Raw genomic sequence first — 16,452 nt, 5'->3', positions numbered from 1 at the left:
CAGGCACGGAGAACACTGAGAATGTATTTTACAGCACTTGCCAGTGTTATGAGGTGCATATCTAGCGGGCAATATGCCCGCACCACAAGAGTTTTATGATTCAACTTTGTACCTCATCAGATCGGGAAACGCTGTATTAGATGTCTCCGAAAATTAAATGTGAGTCGTTTAAAACCCTTGTAGAGACGTTCCATGGAACGTCTCTACTTCAACAGTAAACAGCAGTGTCTATTTAAAAACCTAGCCGATAACCAACGTTTACACCATAAGAATTAGGTGGAGTTACATCACGACCAGCATCATTTTGATATTTACCTATCCCAAGGTATTTAAATTCAACAAAGGCATTACCTTTCCTCGCAAGTTCATATTCAAGACCTACTTTTCCTTGATAAGCAAAAGATGAGCCAGTACCAAGATCAGCTTCTTGCCCCTGATACTTAATTTTACCGCTAAGGATACCAGCCCCTATACCGACACCAAGGTAGGGACGAAATTTAGATCCAGTTGGGATATCCCAGTAGGTGTTCCCAAGAATAGAAGTCGTACTAACATTACCAGAGAATGGAAAAGATTGGGTATCTATGCTAGCGTTATTAACGTCAAAAGAGCTATAACTAATTTCCAGTTCACTCCGATAGTTCCCCCGCTGATAACCACCAGCTATGTTCCATGAAGAAGTAGAATCTAAAGCAAAGTTAAGTTTATTATTGAAAATGGAACTGCCTTGCACATCATTGCCCGGAGAAGCACTACCAACACTTCCACTTACATACCAGTAGTTACTTGCGGGCAGTTTAGAAGCAGTATCACTGCCGCCATATAAAGGCTCTGAAGGGAGTGAAGGTGATAGTGGGGTGTTGGGTGGTTGAGTATTATTACTGTTTTGATCTACTGAATCAGTCGAGTTAGAATTTTGAGCCATTAAGTCGGCCGCTTTCCTAGAAACTTCCTCTGCTTGAGCAGGAGTTGCGACTAAAGTCGCTAATATAGCTAACCCTAAAAAGCACTTGTGTTTAGTCATGATGTAGGCAACCTTGATCTTTAACTTAAAACAGGACTTACGCAACTGGCACATTGGTAAGGTGCATGACTATCGCAAAAATCTGGCAAATAAACAGATTTTTGATATCTGATACACCTTACAATAGATTTTTAGTGTCACATTTGCGAAAGCTTTGTTGAAACTGAAACTATTTTTTAACTATACAAAGTTAACATAACTTATGTGACAAAATCAATAGTTTTTATTCAGAAAATCTTGACCCCGATTTTATATATGCCAGCAACAATAATATATAAGTACAAAAATTATGGGCTGAAAAACAGAATAAACTAACTAGTGTAGAAGACAACTGCCAATGGTTGCGTTTGCCCAAAAATGACCCAAATTTAGCTGTTAAGGGTTCTGTGGTACGTATTAATATCGTATTTTTAATACTAAAGTATTGGTACTGGTGTAGTTATACAGCGAAGCAAGATGCTAACTGGACATTAATTCTTACCAAATGAAGTGCGGAATGTGGGATTGATTAGTTTTGCGTTTTCAGGTTTATTTATATGTAGAGCTTGCCTAAGTTACGCTAAAATCTTGATCTAAATTTATCTAAAAAGGGTTAAGAAAAGAGGACGCAAGGAACAAAACCGGAGAGCATGAAAAACTATGCACTTACTGAACAATAATTTCCCACCACTTGTACAAGTGACAACTTACCCTTAAAATGTTAAACAGCGTCTATCGGGAAATCAAATTCCAGGCTAAACCCATCAATTAGCAGTGCTATTTGATTTCAGTGTTTATATTAAATTTCACGAGAGGTTATGGACAAAAGTCCAACAGATGGCAGTAGTACCCTCCTCTAAGCTGGCGAGGCAGTCTCCCAGCGCGGGGGAGACTTTAGGAGATGTCTATTATGCTGACCCAGGAAATTCGTACTTCCTTAGATATTGCTGACTTAAATCAGCTTAAATGTGATTTGAATTGTCTACAACCTGTAGATGTGGGAGACTATATCAGCCAATTGCCAGAAAAACAAAGGGCGATCGCTTTTCGGCTACTCAACAAAGACCAAGCCATAGATGTCTTTGAATATTTACCCACAGAGATACAGGAAGAACTAATCAACTCTCTCCACGATGCCCAGGTAGTCCACCTGGTGGAAGAAATGAGTCCTGACGAACGGGCGGAATTATTTGATGAACTACCAGCGGGAGTAGTTAAACGACTATTACAACAACTCAGCCCAGAACAAAGACAAGCCACGTCAACGATTCTCGGCTATCCAGAGGGGACAGCGGGGCGGGTAATGACCACGGAATATGTCCGCTTGCGGCGAGGCTTAACGGTGGGTGAAGCCCTCAGTAAAATCCGCCTGCAAGACGAAGACAAGGAAACAATTTACTACGCTTATGTCACCGATGATAACCGCAAATTAGTGAGTGTAGTTTCTTTGCGTCAACTGTTATTTACCTTTCCCGATGTTTTAATTAAAGATATTGCCAGCCCTCACGTTGTCAAAGTCAGAACAGAAACACCCCAGGAAGAAGTCGCCCGGATTATGCAGCGTTACGACTTAATCGCCATGCCTGTGGTTGATAGGGAAGATAGATTAGTCGGTATTATTACGATTGATGATGTAGTAGATATTTTAGAAGAAGAAGCTACAGAAGATATCCAAAAATTGGCAGGGGTCAGTGGTGACGAAGAAGCCTTATCTGCCCCACACATTACCATTCGTAAACGGTTGCCTTGGTTATTGGGGATTATGGGATTATACATTGGCGCGGCCAGTGCGATCGCTCCTTTTCAATCTGTGATTGCTGCTGTACCAGTCCTGGCCGTGATTATGCCCATATTTTCTAATACTGGTGGCACTGTCGGTATACAAGCACTTACCGTAACTATTCGTAGTTTAGGCGTAGGAGACGTTACACCTGAAGATACCTGGAAAATCCTCCGTAAAGAACTGTTAGCCGGTTTAGGAACAGCCCTAGCATTAGGAATGACAATGATTGCCCTTTCCCTAATTTGGGCTAAACCCCAAGAAAAATGGGTAGCTTTAATTGCAGGGGCAGTCATGGCCACTAATACAATGGTGGCTGTGACTTTGGGAACTTTGTTACCCATGGCCTTAAAGCGGTGGAAATTAGATCCGGCTTTAATGAGTGGTCCGTTAGTCACAACCATGTTAGATACCATCGGTTTTTTAACCTTTCTCAGTATGGTTTCTATGGCTTTAAATATATTTCATTTACAATCTTAAAAGATTGGTAATTGGTAATGGGTAATTGGTAATTGGTAATTGGTAATTGGTAATTGGTAATTGTATATATTATTTTCATTATTACCAATTATCTAATAACCAAAAATCTAAAATCCAAAATCTAAAATCCAAAATCTAATAACCCAAAATCTCAAATCCAAAATCCAAAATCTAAAATCTAAAATCTAAATGCCTACAACTACCTGGAATCGTCATCATATTCTCACACTTGCGGACTTTACAACGGCTGAATATAACGCCGTCTTACAAACTGCGGCTTCATTTCAAGAGGTACTATCACGAAGGACAAAGAAAGTCCCCACCTTACAGGGACAGGTGGTAGCAAATTTATTTTTTGAACCCTCTACCCGCACCCGCAGTAGTTTTGAAATAGCGGCTAAACGATTAAGTGCAGATACTCTCAACTTTGCTGCTTCCACATCTTCCATGACTAAAGGAGAAACTATTTTAGATACAGCAAAAACCTATTTAGCAATGGGAACTGATATTATGGTAATCCGCCATAAAGATGCCGGAGTACCTCTGAGTATAGCCCAAGAAATGGATCGTTTAGGTGTAAAAGTTAGCGTTCTTAATGCTGGTGATGGACAACACGAACATCCATCTCAGGGATTACTCGATTTATTTACTATTTGTAATTTAATTGATCCGGCACAACCAAGAATCGAATTATTAAAAGGCAAGAAAATTGCTATTGTTGGAGATATTTTACATTCCCGTGTCGCCCGTTCTAATATTTGGAGTTTAATTGCTAGTGGGGCGCAAGTGCATTTAGCAGCACCCCCCACATTATTACCTAAATTCTTTGCTGAATATTTGGGTGTTCACGAAAATTCCCATAATTTATTTACCCATTGGCAACTAGAACCAGCTTTAGAAAATGCTGATTTTGTCATGACTTTACGTTTACAAAAAGAACGCATGACAGCCAATTTATTACCTAGTTTAAGAGAATATCATCAATTATTTGGTATTACTCGCCCTAAATTAAAACTTTGTCAACCTGACGTTAAAGTTTTACATCCAGGACCTGTTAATCGTGGTGTAGAAATTAGTTCTGATTTAATGGATGATCCTGAATTTAGTTTAATTCAATCTCAGGTAACTAGCGGTGTGGCAGTACGAATGGCACTTTTGTATTTTATCGGTAACAGATTTTAATAGGACTTACACAACTTTCACAAAAAATACTCCTAATAAAATTTTATAAAGCTTGCTAAGTATAACAAATAAGCCTTATGTTTGAATATTATGGCAAAACAAGCTCTGTTTCTGCCATAACCAAAAGTATCAAAGCCAAGGCCAAAGCAAAACAGGGATTTTTAGCCGCAATGGCATCATTTTTCCCTATTTTTTGCCAATTTCAGCTAAATTGCTCCTCTGCGTCCAAATTAAATAACATTTGTAGAGTTTGCATACATCGTCTTCTCGCTTCTACATCTTCCTGGGCGCGTAATTGCACCATGGGATCATGCAAAATTTTATTAACTATTCCCCGTGTTAAAGCTTCAATGATTTCTTGATGTTTTTCGCTAAATTCTGAACCCAAGCGCGATAAAGCTTTTTCTAATTCTTGTTCGCGGATAGTCTCTACTTTATTGCGTAAAGAACTGATTGTAGAAACAGTTTCTAAACTCCGCCACCACACTTCAAAAGCCCCTACTTCCTCGTTTAATATCTTCTCAGCTTCTTGCGCCATTTGGCGGCGACTTTCATAATTTTGCGCGACAACGGCTTTCAAGTCATCAACATTAAAGGCTTTAACATTGGCTAAATCATTAACATCTGCATCTACGTTTCTAGGTACGGAAATATCAAATAACATTAATTGTTGATTTGGTTCTAGTACCATTTCTAACTTAGCCCGATTAAGAATAGGTTCTGTTGATGACGTGCTAGTAAATACTATATTACTTTCGGCAATAACTGACATCATCTCTGGCAGCAAATGGATTTGTATAGGTTGTTCTGGGAACAAATTTGCTAGTTCTTCAGCCCTACCACGGGAACGATTAACAATACTAATTTGACTTGCACCTTTAGAAATCAGGTGTTGTACAAGTAACCTGGACATTTTCCCAGCACCCAGAATAGACACGCGATAATTAGATAAATTTTTTACCTTCATCTGCGCTAATTCTACTGCTGCTGAACTGATGGAAACAGCACCAGTACCAATACTAGTTTCCGTACGAACTCGTTTACCGGCGGTGAGGGCTTGTTTAAATAACCGATTTAAAATGGTTTTGATGCCATTAAATTGCTGTCCGAGTTTATGAGTATGTTTAACTTGAGCTAAAATTTGACCTTCACCTAAGACGAGACTATCTAAACCAGATGCAACCCGTAAAATATGTGTTACAGCATCACCATGGAGCAATATAAACAGATGATGACGCAGAGAGACTATAGGTAGTTTACTATGTTCAGAAAGAAACTGAGTAACTTCGTGAATCCCTTGAGTAGTTTCGTTACTGACAATATAAATTTCTAAGCGGTTACAAGTGCTGAGAATAGCAACCTCATCAATATGAGCATAACTGAGAAGATGAGCGATCGCTCCTTCGATTTGAGCTTCGGGAATACTTAATTTTTCTCTAACTTCTATTGGGGCTGTTTTATGGCTTAACCCCACCACGGCAATATTCATTTCTTAAATGGGTAATAGGTAATAGGTAATAGGTAATAGGTAATAGGTAATAAGTAATAGGTAATAGGTCATGGGTCATGGGTAACAGGTAATTGGTAAGAGTTTTTTCCCAATCACCAATTACCTATCACAAATCACCAATGATTATCGTAGTTGGATAGTCTTGGGTTCTTGCCACAAGTGAACTGTATCCACAAAGCGAGCGGTTTTAGATTGACTGGAAATAACCAAGCTTTGGGTTCTAGCGCCACCGTGGAAGAAACGCACACCATCCATCAGAGTCCCAGGAGTGATACCGCAACCGGCGAATAACACCGTTTCACCAGAAGCTAATTCATTAGCGTTATAAACCTTGTCACCATCAGTAATACCCATTTCATTTAAACGGGCTAGATTACCTTCTCTGCTTTCACCAATTAAACCAGTTTGGACAACTTCTGGATCGTAGATTAATTGTCCTTGGAAGTGTCCACCCAAGCAACGTAAAGCCGCAGCTGAAATCACACCTTCGGGAGCAGCACCGATACCCATTAACGCATGAATATTAGTACCAGCAAAAGCGCAACAGATAGCAGCAGAAACGTCACCATCGCTGATCAGTCTAACTCTGGCACCAGCGGTGCGGATTTCTTGAATTAGTTCTTTATGACGGGGACGGTCCATAACAACAACTACTAATTCTTCCACAGCCCGGTTTAGGCATTCAGAAAGGATTTTTAAGTTTTCTGTAGCGGATTTGTTAATATCAACATGACCTCTAGCGGCGGCGGGCGCTGCCAGTTTCTTCATGTAGAAGTCAGGAGCAGCAAATAAACCGCCTTTTTCAGAAATTGCCAAAACCGCCATGGAGCCATTTTGACCATAAGCAACCAGGTTAGTACCTTCGCAGGGGTCAACAGCGATGTCAATTTCTACTAGTTCATTAACATTACAGAAATTAGCGGCATCTGGTCTGGTACAGATACCCACTTCTTCACCAATGTAAAGCATAGGAGCTTCGTCCCGTTCACCTTCACCGATGACAATGCGACCGCGCATATGGATTTTATTCATCCGTTCGCGCATAGCTTCCACAGCTACTTGGTCAGCAATGTTTTTTTCGCCCTTACCCATCCATTTTGAAGAAGCGATCGCAGCTTGCTCAACTACTTCTATAATTTCTAACCCAAGAGTATTTTCCACGGAGTCTGCCCTCTAAATTACTTGTCAAGTACGTTTTTTTTAGCTATTTCAGTTTTTAAGTCTACCAAAGTGCGGATACAGATGGAAAAAAGACTTGACTGATAACTGTGTTAAGTTTTGCAACTAAAACTCAACAGAAGATTTTTGAATCCAGTTATATTGACCGAGTTGGGCAAAAATGAAGTAGAAAGACACAAAAAACTCAATTATCTCGGAAAATTCCTTTTTTTCCTTTCTTTCCTTGTCATCATCACAATTTTTCACACCAAACGACTGAATGTACCAATTGAGTAAATGCTCCTACCAGGTTACAATAATTTTGGTGACAGCCTCCCGACTGTTCCTTACGAGGCTTTTATGGCAGCAAATCTCAAACAGATAGCCAAGTATCTAGATAATCTTGGTTGGCAATACCGTTTTGATGAAGAAGAAGACCGGATTATTACAGGTGTTGAAGCTCAAAACCTAGAGGATTTCCTGATAGTTGTTCAATTGGACGAAGAAGGGAGATTTTTCCGGTTATTTGCGCCTCAAGTTTTAGCGGAAGTGAAAGACCATCCCCACAAAAACGCCATCCTGCAAACCATGCTGGCTATTTCTTGGGAAACCAAAATGCTGCAATGGGAATATGATCCCTCCGATGGTGAAATCCGCGCTATTATTGAATTTCCCCTAGAGGACTCCATGCTCACCGAAAGACAATTTAACCGTTGTCTGAGCGGATTAATCCAAATTGTGGATAGCATTGCTGTGCCGCGTTTGCAGGAAGTAATGGAAACAGGAGAAGATCCGGGAAATATAGACTTGGGAGAAAGATTATTGTTGAGTATTCAAGAACAAGCTCCTGGATTATTAGAACTCCTAGAAAAAGCTATGGAAGCGCGGAAAAAGCGAGGTAGTTTTACCGATGAATCAGAGGATAACTACTGAAATCGCTAAACTGGAAAGTGATAACCTAATCATATACAAAAAAGAAATTTCCTAGGGCTGGATTTTTATGACATCCTATGCAACCTCCTCTGCTAAAGCGGAAATGAGTGAAATTCGGCGGTTAAAAAGTTTACTACCGCCAGAATTACAAAGTTGGGTAACGGTTGAAGGCACAACTGAGGTTAATCCATCTCTGATTCGTTGCGAAGAAATCGGCAAAGACCAAGTAGAAATTCAAATTGACTTGGTAAAATGGGATGCTCTGGCAATGGATCAGCGGAATTTGCTGTTTTGGCACGAAGTGGCTCGTGTTCAAAATGACACCATTCCTAAAGATGGCTGGGAAATGGCCGCACTGGCCATTGGTTTAGGTGGTGCGGTGGGTGAATTGTGGGTACAAGATGGATTATTACTAGTATTAGCTTTAGCTCTATGTGGCGTTTCCGGTTGGCGACTATACCAAAAAAATAATGGGGACAAACAAATTAAAGAATTGCTAGATGCTGACGAAAAAGCGATCGCTCTGGCAACCCGCTTTGGTTATAGTTTACCTAACGCTTATAAAAGTCTTGGTAGTGCCTTAAAAACCTTGGTTGAAAACACTCCTAGCAAGCGTCAGCGTTCTCGATATGAAGCTAGACTTTCTGCTCTTAAACGCAGCGCTAACAAAGCTAAATCTAAATCTAGGAATGGCGAAACTGGTGAACTGTAAAATCACAAGCAGTTAGCGGGGTGGGCAACCCCCAACCCCAAAAATATTGAATTACTTGGTCACAGTTTTATAGAATCAATAAATTTTATTCTTTTCTTGATGAAAACTTTTTAAATTCTACATTTGATGCAACATTTTATGAGTTTGGGGAATCACACGCACTTGTTTAACAAATCTCTTCATCAAAACTTGCCATTCTAAAACCTGGTCTGGAGTTGGTGCTACCATGACCACAGAACTAAATTCTTGAGCAGCTAAAGAGGCAACAGCTAAAGGGGTAACAGGTTGTAAAAATACCGGAATATCCTCATTGACTTGGGCAACTAACAAAGCCGCCCGTTCTAACTCCTGAACAACTGTACTTTGGGAAACAATTATTTTTACAAATACTTCTAACTTAGAGTTAGAGCATAACTGAAGAAATTTTGTGTGTTCTGGCCAATAAGTTTCACCGCTGACACTGGGTAGTTTCAAATCCATGCCCACAGAGTCTAAATAGGGGAGAATTATTGCCAAATTTTCTGGGCGATGTCCGCCGGTTTCCAGATAAATCGGTAAACTAGTCAGCGATCGCAATGCGGGCAAAAATTCCGCCAAAAATTGTGCATGAAGCAAAGGCTCTCCTCCAGTCAAGCTAATGCTATCGTGGACGAAAGGTAGATTTTGTCTGGCAATCCATGCCAACAATGTAGATGATGCAACGGGATTTGGATGAACTTCAAAATCTCGTAATCCGGGGTAAGACTCAATTTGGCAGCTAGGGGGTGCATTCCAGGTGTGGGCGCTATCGCAAAAATAACAACGCAGATCACAAAAAGCAAACCGGATAAAAATCTGACGCGTCCCCACATTCAGCCCCTCGCCTTGAATGGCAGAAAAGACTTCGATTAGGCGTGCAGTTGAGTTAACTTTATTTTTAGTAGTCATGATGATATGAAGTAAGGGAAGGATTCACCTATTTACAACAGCAAGAATTTTGTCAGTTTCTTCTATTGTGAAGCTTGATTAGTGATCTTCCCGCTGATCTTTAAAAATCTACTTACTTATGATTCATCATACAGATTAAAAATCGGGTTAATTGTTTTTTTAAGACCAAATCACATTTAATGAGATTTTAGATGGCAACTAAAGTGCAGAGCTTCATGAGTAGCCAAACCATACCAGTAGAATTTTTAGTTACTTACCTTGAAGATGTAGCAATCTTGCAAGTACCAGCGAGGTTAACCGTGCTTGAAGCTATCAGTTTTAAGCAAACTTGCCAAAACCTAATTCAAGCAGATTCACCACCTCGGCAAATTTTCATTGATTTTCAAAATACTACCTTTATGGATAGTAGTGGTTTAGGTTCTCTAGTCAGTAACTTCAAAAATTCCCAGGAAAAGGGAATTATCATGACACTGCGTCATATCACTCCCCAAGTCATGGCAGTCTTGAATCTGACAGGACTAGATCAGGTATTTCCCATTGAGTCTCTTGATAACTTAGAGCCAATAGCAAACGACAATCTGATAAATACGGGAAATTATCAAAATAATTCTCGAAAAGTAGATTCACTTCCGCAAACTCATCCTTCCGTGGCTTCTTGGATGAAACGGGCCATTGATATTCTGGGATCATTGGTTGGGTTAGTAATTACATCTATTTTCTTTATACCCATAGCGATCGCTATTAAAATTGACGATCCCGGTCCAATTTTCTTTAAGCAAACCCGTTGTGGTTGGATGGGTAAACGCTTTGCTATTTGGAAATTTCGGTCTATGTGCGTAGATGCGGAAGCTAAAAAATCCCAAATCAAAAATCAAGTGGAAGGCGCTTTCTTTAAAAATGATCATGACCCCAGAATTACCAAAGTAGGTAAGCTGTTACGTCGTACCAGTCTCGATGAATTACCGCAATTTTGGAACGTTCTCAAAGGTGAAATGAGTCTAGTAGGAACTCGACCACCTACACCTGATGAGGTGGAACGCTACGAAGTACCAGAATGGCAACGTTTAGACGTTAAACCTGGTATGACTGGTGAATGGCAAGTTAAGGGACGTTCTCAAGTCCGTAGTTTTGAAGACGTGATTCGTTTAGATTTACAATATCAAAAAAACTGGAGTTTAGTTTACGATTTAAAGTTAATTCTCAAAACTATCACCATTTTATTTCATAAAAACAGTGGGGCTGTTTAATCTTGCTGCTAAAATCCGCCGCATTTGATTTCTTCCGTCCTGTTTTTGTCCTTTATCCCGACTCTAACCTACCCAAATGCCACTCATACTTTGTATAATTTATTTTGTTATACCCTGGACGTGATTGCACAAAATTCATTTTATTTACCCAAGTCGTAAATCGGCTTGGGCTTATTTTTGTCTAATAGTATCTCACACAATATCTTCGCCATTTTTGAGAGGTTGGGTTTCATGCTGCCACCCCAGATATGAATCTCAATAGTTAGTATCTGATAAAATCATATTTAAGTAAAATAAATCAGCTACTAAAGCGATTAAATAGGAAAATTTAACAAGAATCAGCCAAAAACTAGGACAAAGTACCAGAAAATGATAAATAGAGACTAAAGCGATTCAGGCATAAAGTTAACTGTAGAATATGTTACTATTCAGAAAAAACCCATTCACACAATTCTAGTTCAGTTATTTGTTAGTTACAGGATGACTCATTGACAGTAGCGATGAAGAGTCTCAGTATTTAAAAGTTCTGAGAGTGTAAATTGTCAGTAAGTTACATAAGTAGACCAAGTAACTGCAAAAGGAAAAAGCACAAGAGGTTGAATGACTGAATCTTTAAGAGGAAATTTTCCATTGACAAAGAAAGCTGTGATCGAACCTAAAACTGACACAGAAACTACAAGTAAAAATTTAGCTCTAACTATTGCTGAAGCTGGTTATGAGCGTAAAGCCGGAGAAATTATATTGCTAAACCTGGCAAATATTTCTTACCTGTCTGATTACTTTGTGATCATGACCGGTTACTCTAAAGTACAGGTGAGAGCGATCGCTGACGCAGTAGAAGGACAAGTGGAAATTGAGTGGCAACGACGACCCCGCACCACAGAAGGAAAAGCGGAAGGAACATGGATACTACAAGATTATGGTGATGTCATCGTCCATATCATGATGCCAAGGGAACGGGAGTTTTATAATTTAGAAGCGTTCTGGGGACACGCGGAACGTATTTTCATGCCAAACTCCGATGATGTTGGGGGTTAACCGATATGATGCGCTCCTCTCTGGAGAATTGCCCAGTTCCTACAGAACAACAACCACTCAATGAGTATGAGGAATTAAAAAACGCCTGGCTATTTCGAGATAGTACCTTAAGCTGGAGCAACTACACCAAAAAAATCTTTTGGATTTGGGCTTGGTCTTGGTTGATAGCAGGACCTGTGGCAGCGGCCAGCTTTCCTCCCCAAAAGCAGATTTTTAATTTTCTGCTTTGTGGATCTGGCGCTGCTAGTGTTACTGTAGTGCTAGTCTTAATCAGGTTGTATTTAGGTTGGTTCTATGTGCGCGATCGCCTGTACAGCACCACTGTATTCTATGAAGAATCTGGTTGGTACGACGGGCAAACTTGGACAAAACCCCAAGCAGTCATTACCCGCGATCGCTTAATTGTTACCTACGAAATTAAACCCATTTTCCAACGCTTGCAAATTACCTTTGCCGCATTGGCTCTCATGTATCTTGTGGGAACTATAGTTTGGCATTTCCTGTAAATAGTTATTGGTCGTTAGTTATTATTTATTAGTTATTAGTAAAACAACTGACCAACGATAACCAACCACCGACAACTGACCACTGACAATTCACAAAGTAGATATAAACCCATGACAATGGGAAAACGAACTCAAGCCGCAGCCCTGGAAGTCCGGTTACTGCGGGAAGGTATTATTGAATCTCGGCATCTAGTCCAGGCTGTAGTTAGCGACGACCGGGGACGGGTTCTTTCTGTGGCCGGTAACGCTGAAACTGCTGCATTTGTCCGTTCTGCTCTCAAACCATTTCAAGCCCTGGCTGTCACTAGCACAGGCACATTAGAACGCTATGGTTTGAGTGACAAAGACTTAGCCATTATCACCAGTTCCCATAAAGGCAGCATAGAACAGGTAAGACAGGTATTTAATATTTTGTGGCGGGCAGATATTGACGCAAATGTTATACAATGCCCAATCCCCCAAAGTAAAAGCAGTCGTTTAGAATATAACTGCTCTGGTAAACACGCAGGAATGTTAGCGGTTTGTCAACAACGCCATTGGCCGTTAACTAACTATTTGGATCGAAAACACCCAGTCCAGCAGTTAATTATCACCAAAGTAGCAGAATTGCTGCGAATGCCAGCAGAAGAATTTCTCACAGCCCATGATGACTGCGGCGCACCTACATACCTGATGCAACTCAGTCAAATGGCCTCTTTATATGCTGTATTAGCTTCTAGCAATAGCGTGGATATGGAACGCATCGTTCGCGCTATGAACCATCATCCCACCATGGTGGCTGGTGAAGGAGAATTTGACACAGAACTGATGCGCTTAACTCCCAGCGAATTAGTTAGTAAATCCGGTGCAGAAGGTGTGCAGTGTATTAGCAGACTTGGGGAGGGTATGGGATTAGCTATTAAGGTAATGGATGGCTCAAAACGCGCTAAATACGCCGTAGCTATTCACCTCCTCCAACAAATGGGTTGGATTACCCCCAGCATAGCCCAAAGTCTGGCCGAGAAGTTCATGAACCTGGGGAAATACAAGCGTTTGGAAGTAGTTGGAGAATTATCGCTTTTATAGTTGACAAACTTTTGACTTTGCGTTATATTAAAGAAGTCGAGAGGAAAACGACAAAAGCGACGCGGGATAGAGCAGCCTGGTAGCTCGTCGGGCTCATAACCCGAAGGTCAGTGGTTCAAATCCACTTCCCGCCACCAAATGAATAAAAAAACAAATCTCTGTAGTCTTTCAAGATTGCAGGGATTTGTTCTATCTAGTCATCTCGTTATCTCGTTCCCAGTCTCTGACTGGGAATGCTATCAAGAGGCTCTGCCTCTACTATAACCTTGAAGGCAGAGCCTTCTGTAATTCATTCCCATACAGAGTATGGGAACGAGAAAACTTTTTCAGCAAGCCCTACTTAGAACAAATTTGTACCGAGTCTAATTCCCCGCTACTCACAACAGGAACGAGGAGTTAAAACCCCATAATTCAGACGAAACTCTGCTAAATATGTTTCTAGAACCTGAAATTGGGAAATATTCAAGCTGTAATAAATCCAGCGTCCTTGTTGACGGGAATTTACTAGACTTGCTTCTTTGAGGGTTTTGAGATGAAAAGAAAGTTTTGATTGATTTATTTCTAAAGCATCACATAAGTCACATACACAGAGTTCACGCTGACGCAGAAGTTCTATAACACTGATTCTAATGGGATCTGATAAGGCATGAAAACCCGATACTATTAAACTGTGAGTAGCAATAGGGGAAGTTAGTGGTTTATTTAAGAGCATTAGGTATCTGTCCTGATGATATTTGATTTGACTAGATAGGCGATCGCCTAATAATATTAAGTTTAGTTAAGCTTGTACTGACATTGCCTAAGTAAGTCGAGATAATGTCCAGGATTTAAGGATTTACAGGATCAGGATTTTTAGATTATAGAAATTTCTTGATAATCACCCAATTTAGTTCTATTGATAATAGAACAAATTTTATCAACTTGTGATCTTTGTACAGGGGAAACCACTCCAAAAACTCATCTACGGTTGCACCATCACGTAAATTTTCAAATAATGCAGTAACGGGAACTCTTGTTCCTCGAAATACCCATGCACCACTGACTTTATCAGGTTGTCTTTCTATAGCATCTAAAGTTTCCCATCCTTTCATTGTTTATTCCTCCTTGGTAAATGGAAAAGTTACATTTAGATTAATTATAAACTAGCAATTGTCAGAATCAGGATATCCAGGATTTGAGGATTTACAGGATTTGATTGATCACTATATGCTATACTCAGTGAATATGCTTGGAATAAGCAAAATGTTAAAAGAGTTTAAATTGTCTTGATTTTGCTAGTTTACAGGTTGATTGTCGAAGATTACAAATGATGTCACTTAAAATGAAATTAGGTCATTTAGAGGGTTTACAGCAATGACACAGACACCAATTGCAGTATCTTTGTATGAGCAAGACTATTTACTCTGGATTGAAGATATTGTCCACAAATTACGGAATAGAGATATAGAAGGACTAGATATTGATAATTTGATAGAAGAGATAGAGGACTTGGGGCGCTCAGATCAACGTGAACTTGAAAATCGGTTAGCAGAACTTTTAGAACACATTCTCAAGCGGAATTATGTGCAGATCCCTGATTGTTATCGTGGGGGGGTAGAATCAATCATTAAACAAAAGATTGGAATCAGAAAGTTACTCAAAAATTCACCTAGTCTCAAGCCTTATTTTAGCCAAGTATTTGATGAAGCTTATGCAGATGCTCTGAAAATTGTCCGCAATGGTTATCCACAGTGTGAGTTTCCTGATACGTGGCCGTTTAGTTGTGATATTGAAGCAATGTTAAATGTGGACTTTTGGGAATAATTGTCAGAATCAGGATGTCCAGGATTTGAGGATTTACAGGATGTGATTGTTAAATGTTCCTTCAGTAAATTAGACTAGATTCTAGTCAGTTTTAACCGACTTTGGCTTTGATACAGGGAATAAATTCCCTGGATTCCTTTAAATTTAAAAAATAAACTATGATTAATAATGATGATATCCAATTTTTAATTAGCAAGGCTGACGATTTATTGAGGAATTGTCAAAATGCTATTATTCTCAGCAAACATGGAAACGTATTATCAAAAAATGGACAATATAATAAAGCATTTAAATTATTTGAACGGTCATTACAGCTTCAACCTGATAATATTATTACTTTAACTAGCTATGGAAACGGATTATCTAAAGCAGGAAGACACGAAAAAGCTTGTGAGATTTTTGAAAGTTCTTTACAAATTAATCCCGATAATATCATAGCATTAACTAGCTATGGAAAAGCATTAGCAGAATCTGGAAATTATGAGAAAGCTTGTGAGATTTTTGAAAGTTCTTTACAAATTAATCCCGATAATATCATAGCATTAACTAGCTATGGAAAAGCATTAGCAGAATCTGGAAATTATGAGAAAGCTTGTGAGATTTTTGAAAGTTCTTTACAAATTAACCCCGATAATATCATAGCATTAACTAGCTATGGAAAAGCATTAGCAGAATCTGGAAATTACGAGAAAGCTTGTGAGATTTTTGAAAGTTCTTTACAAATTAATCCCGATAATATCATAGCATTAACTAGCTATGGAAAAGCATTAGCAGAATCTGGAAATTACGAGAAAGCTTGTGAGATTTTTGAAAGTTCTTTACAAATTAATCCTAATGATTTAATAGCATTAACTAGCTATGGAAAAGCATTAGCAGAATCTGGAAATTACGAGAAAGCTTGTAAGATTTTTGAAAGTTCTTTGCAAATTAATCCTGATAATATCATAGCATTAACTAGTTATGGAAAAGCATTAGCAGAATCTGGAAATTATGAGAAAGCTTGTGAGATTTTTGAAAGTTCTTTACAAATTAATCCCGATAATATCATAGCATTAAATAGTTATGGAAAAGCATTAGCAGAATCTGGAAATTATGAGAAAGCTTGTGA

The 16,452-nt window shown here is 39.3% G+C and carries 16 protein-coding genes and 1 tRNA gene; 11 read left to right on the top strand and 6 right to left on the bottom strand.

The window, feature by feature from the left end:
• Positions 1-232: 232 nt before the first annotated feature.
• Entirely contained in the window at positions 233-1,024 is a 792-nt protein-coding gene (locus tag H6F62_RS08735; protein ID WP_190371821.1) for an outer membrane beta-barrel protein, read from the bottom strand.
• 889 nt (positions 1,025-1,913) lie between these two features.
• Between H6F62_RS08735 and mgtE the strand changes: the two genes are divergently transcribed.
• Both mgtE and H6F62_RS08725 read left to right on the top strand, forming a co-directional pair.
• A complete protein-coding gene (gene mgtE, locus H6F62_RS08730; protein ID WP_190371820.1) occupies positions 1,914-3,263 on the top strand; it encodes a magnesium transporter in 1,350 nt (449 codons plus the stop codon).
• A 189-nt stretch (positions 3,264-3,452) separates the two neighbouring features.
• A complete protein-coding gene (locus H6F62_RS08725; RefSeq protein ID WP_137907723.1) occupies positions 3,453-4,445 on the top strand; it encodes an aspartate carbamoyltransferase catalytic subunit in 993 nt (330 codons plus the stop codon).
• Positions 4,446-4,647: 202 nt separating this feature from the next.
• On the opposite strand, the gene H6F62_RS08720 is transcribed toward H6F62_RS08725, so the two are convergent.
• Positions 4,648-5,934, bottom strand: a complete 1,287-nt coding sequence (locus H6F62_RS08720; protein ID WP_190371819.1) for a glutamyl-tRNA reductase — start codon at positions 5,932-5,934, stop codon at positions 4,648-4,650.
• Between the two features lie 144 nt (positions 5,935-6,078).
• On the bottom strand, positions 6,079-7,116 hold the full coding sequence (glpX, locus tag H6F62_RS08715) for a class II fructose-bisphosphatase (RefSeq protein WP_028082657.1): 1,038 nt from the start codon (positions 7,114-7,116) through the stop codon (positions 6,079-6,081).
• A 357-nt stretch (positions 7,117-7,473) separates the two neighbouring features.
• Between glpX and H6F62_RS08710 the strand changes: the two genes are divergently transcribed.
• Positions 7,474-8,046, top strand: a complete 573-nt coding sequence (locus H6F62_RS08710; RefSeq protein WP_137907735.1) for a hypothetical protein — start codon at positions 7,474-7,476, stop codon at positions 8,044-8,046.
• A gap of 67 nt (positions 8,047-8,113) precedes the next feature.
• Positions 8,114-8,758: a DUF3318 domain-containing protein gene (locus tag H6F62_RS08705; protein WP_137907720.1), complete on the top strand. Its 645-nt coding sequence runs from the start codon at positions 8,114-8,116 to the stop codon at positions 8,756-8,758.
• Between the two features lie 117 nt (positions 8,759-8,875).
• On the opposite strand, the gene H6F62_RS08700 is transcribed toward H6F62_RS08705, so the two are convergent.
• Positions 8,876-9,685 (bottom strand): 7-carboxy-7-deazaguanine synthase QueE, encoded by an 810-nt coding sequence (locus tag H6F62_RS08700; protein WP_137907719.1) that lies wholly within the window; start codon positions 9,683-9,685, stop codon positions 8,876-8,878.
• A gap of 191 nt (positions 9,686-9,876) precedes the next feature.
• Here H6F62_RS08700 and H6F62_RS08695 point away from each other — a divergent pair, with 191 nt between their 5' ends.
• The 5 genes from H6F62_RS08695 to H6F62_RS08675 all read left to right on the top strand — a co-directional run bounded on the left by H6F62_RS08695 (position 9,877) and on the right by H6F62_RS08675 (position 13,678).
• Positions 9,877-10,932: a sugar transferase gene (locus H6F62_RS08695; RefSeq protein ID WP_190371818.1), complete on the top strand. Its 1,056-nt coding sequence runs from the start codon at positions 9,877-9,879 to the stop codon at positions 10,930-10,932.
• Positions 10,933-11,532: 600 nt separating this feature from the next.
• Positions 11,533-11,970 carry a ribosome silencing factor gene (gene rsfS / locus H6F62_RS08690; protein WP_028089786.1) on the top strand — a complete coding sequence of 146 codons (438 nt, stop codon included), beginning with the start codon at positions 11,533-11,535 and terminating at the stop codon, positions 11,968-11,970.
• A 5-nt stretch (positions 11,971-11,975) separates the two neighbouring features.
• Complete coding sequence (locus H6F62_RS08685) at positions 11,976-12,476, top strand: CGLD27 family protein (protein WP_137907717.1); 501 nt, start codon at positions 11,976-11,978, stop codon at positions 12,474-12,476.
• Positions 12,477-12,587: 111 nt separating this feature from the next.
• Entirely contained in the window at positions 12,588-13,541 is a 954-nt protein-coding gene (locus H6F62_RS08680) for an asparaginase (RefSeq protein WP_137907716.1), read from the top strand.
• A gap of 60 nt (positions 13,542-13,601) precedes the next feature.
• Positions 13,602-13,678 (top strand) — tRNA-Met (locus tag H6F62_RS08675).
• 236 nt (positions 13,679-13,914) lie between these two features.
• Here the strand turns inward: H6F62_RS08675 and H6F62_RS08670 are convergent.
• Positions 13,915-14,253, bottom strand: a complete 339-nt coding sequence (locus H6F62_RS08670) for a metalloregulator ArsR/SmtB family transcription factor (protein WP_137907715.1) — start codon at positions 14,251-14,253, stop codon at positions 13,915-13,917.
• Positions 14,254-14,398: 145 nt separating this feature from the next.
• Positions 14,399-14,632 carry a DUF433 domain-containing protein gene (locus tag H6F62_RS20420; RefSeq protein WP_242025943.1) on the bottom strand — a complete coding sequence of 78 codons (234 nt, stop codon included), beginning with the start codon at positions 14,630-14,632 and terminating at the stop codon, positions 14,399-14,401.
• Between the two features lie 262 nt (positions 14,633-14,894).
• Between H6F62_RS20420 and H6F62_RS08660 the strand changes: the two genes are divergently transcribed.
• Together H6F62_RS08660 and H6F62_RS08655 are read left to right on the top strand one after the other, a co-directional pair.
• Positions 14,895-15,344 (top strand): DUF29 domain-containing protein, encoded by a 450-nt coding sequence (locus tag H6F62_RS08660; protein ID WP_190371817.1) that lies wholly within the window; start codon positions 14,895-14,897, stop codon positions 15,342-15,344.
• Positions 15,345-15,502: 158 nt separating this feature from the next.
• A partial coding sequence (locus H6F62_RS08655; RefSeq protein ID WP_190371816.1) for a tetratricopeptide repeat protein occupies positions 15,503-16,452 on the top strand: 950 nt, incomplete at its 3' end.

It is taken from the genome of Anabaena sp. FACHB-1391 (assembly GCF_014696755.1).
Lineage (GTDB): Bacteria > Cyanobacteriota > Cyanobacteriia > Cyanobacteriales > Nostocaceae > Dolichospermum > Dolichospermum planctonicum.
The sequence above is the reverse complement of the archived record's forward strand: the minus strand, read 5'-3'. Positions and strand labels throughout refer to the sequence as shown.

Coding starts and splice junctions, on each gene's coding strand:
- H6F62_RS08670 (WP_137907715.1), bottom strand. CDS start 14,253: ATGCTCTTAAATAAACCACTAACTTCCCCTATTGCTACTCACAGTTTA.
- H6F62_RS08700 (WP_137907719.1), bottom strand. CDS start 9,685: ATGACTACTAAAAATAAAGTTAACTCAACTGCACGCCTAATCGAAGTC.
- H6F62_RS08735 (WP_190371821.1), bottom strand. CDS start 1,024: ATGACTAAACACAAGTGCTTTTTAGGGTTAGCTATATTAGCGACTTTA.
- mgtE (WP_190371820.1), top strand. CDS start 1,914: ATGCTGACCCAGGAAATTCGTACTTCCTTAGATATTGCTGACTTAAAT.
- H6F62_RS08680 (WP_137907716.1), top strand. CDS start 12,588: ATGACAATGGGAAAACGAACTCAAGCCGCAGCCCTGGAAGTCCGGTTA.
- H6F62_RS08725 (WP_137907723.1), top strand. CDS start 3,453: ATGCCTACAACTACCTGGAATCGTCATCATATTCTCACACTTGCGGAC.
- H6F62_RS08695 (WP_190371818.1), top strand. CDS start 9,877: ATGGCAACTAAAGTGCAGAGCTTCATGAGTAGCCAAACCATACCAGTA.
- H6F62_RS08710 (WP_137907735.1), top strand. CDS start 7,474: ATGGCAGCAAATCTCAAACAGATAGCCAAGTATCTAGATAATCTTGGT.
- H6F62_RS08660 (WP_190371817.1), top strand. CDS start 14,895: ATGACACAGACACCAATTGCAGTATCTTTGTATGAGCAAGACTATTTA.
- H6F62_RS08685 (WP_137907717.1), top strand. CDS start 11,976: ATGATGCGCTCCTCTCTGGAGAATTGCCCAGTTCCTACAGAACAACAA.
- rsfS (WP_028089786.1), top strand. CDS start 11,533: ATGACTGAATCTTTAAGAGGAAATTTTCCATTGACAAAGAAAGCTGTG.
- H6F62_RS20420 (WP_242025943.1), bottom strand. CDS start 14,632: ATGAAAGGATGGGAAACTTTAGATGCTATAGAAAGACAACCTGATAAA.
- H6F62_RS08720 (WP_190371819.1), bottom strand. CDS start 5,934: ATGAATATTGCCGTGGTGGGGTTAAGCCATAAAACAGCCCCAATAGAA.
- H6F62_RS08705 (WP_137907720.1), top strand. CDS start 8,114: ATGACATCCTATGCAACCTCCTCTGCTAAAGCGGAAATGAGTGAAATT.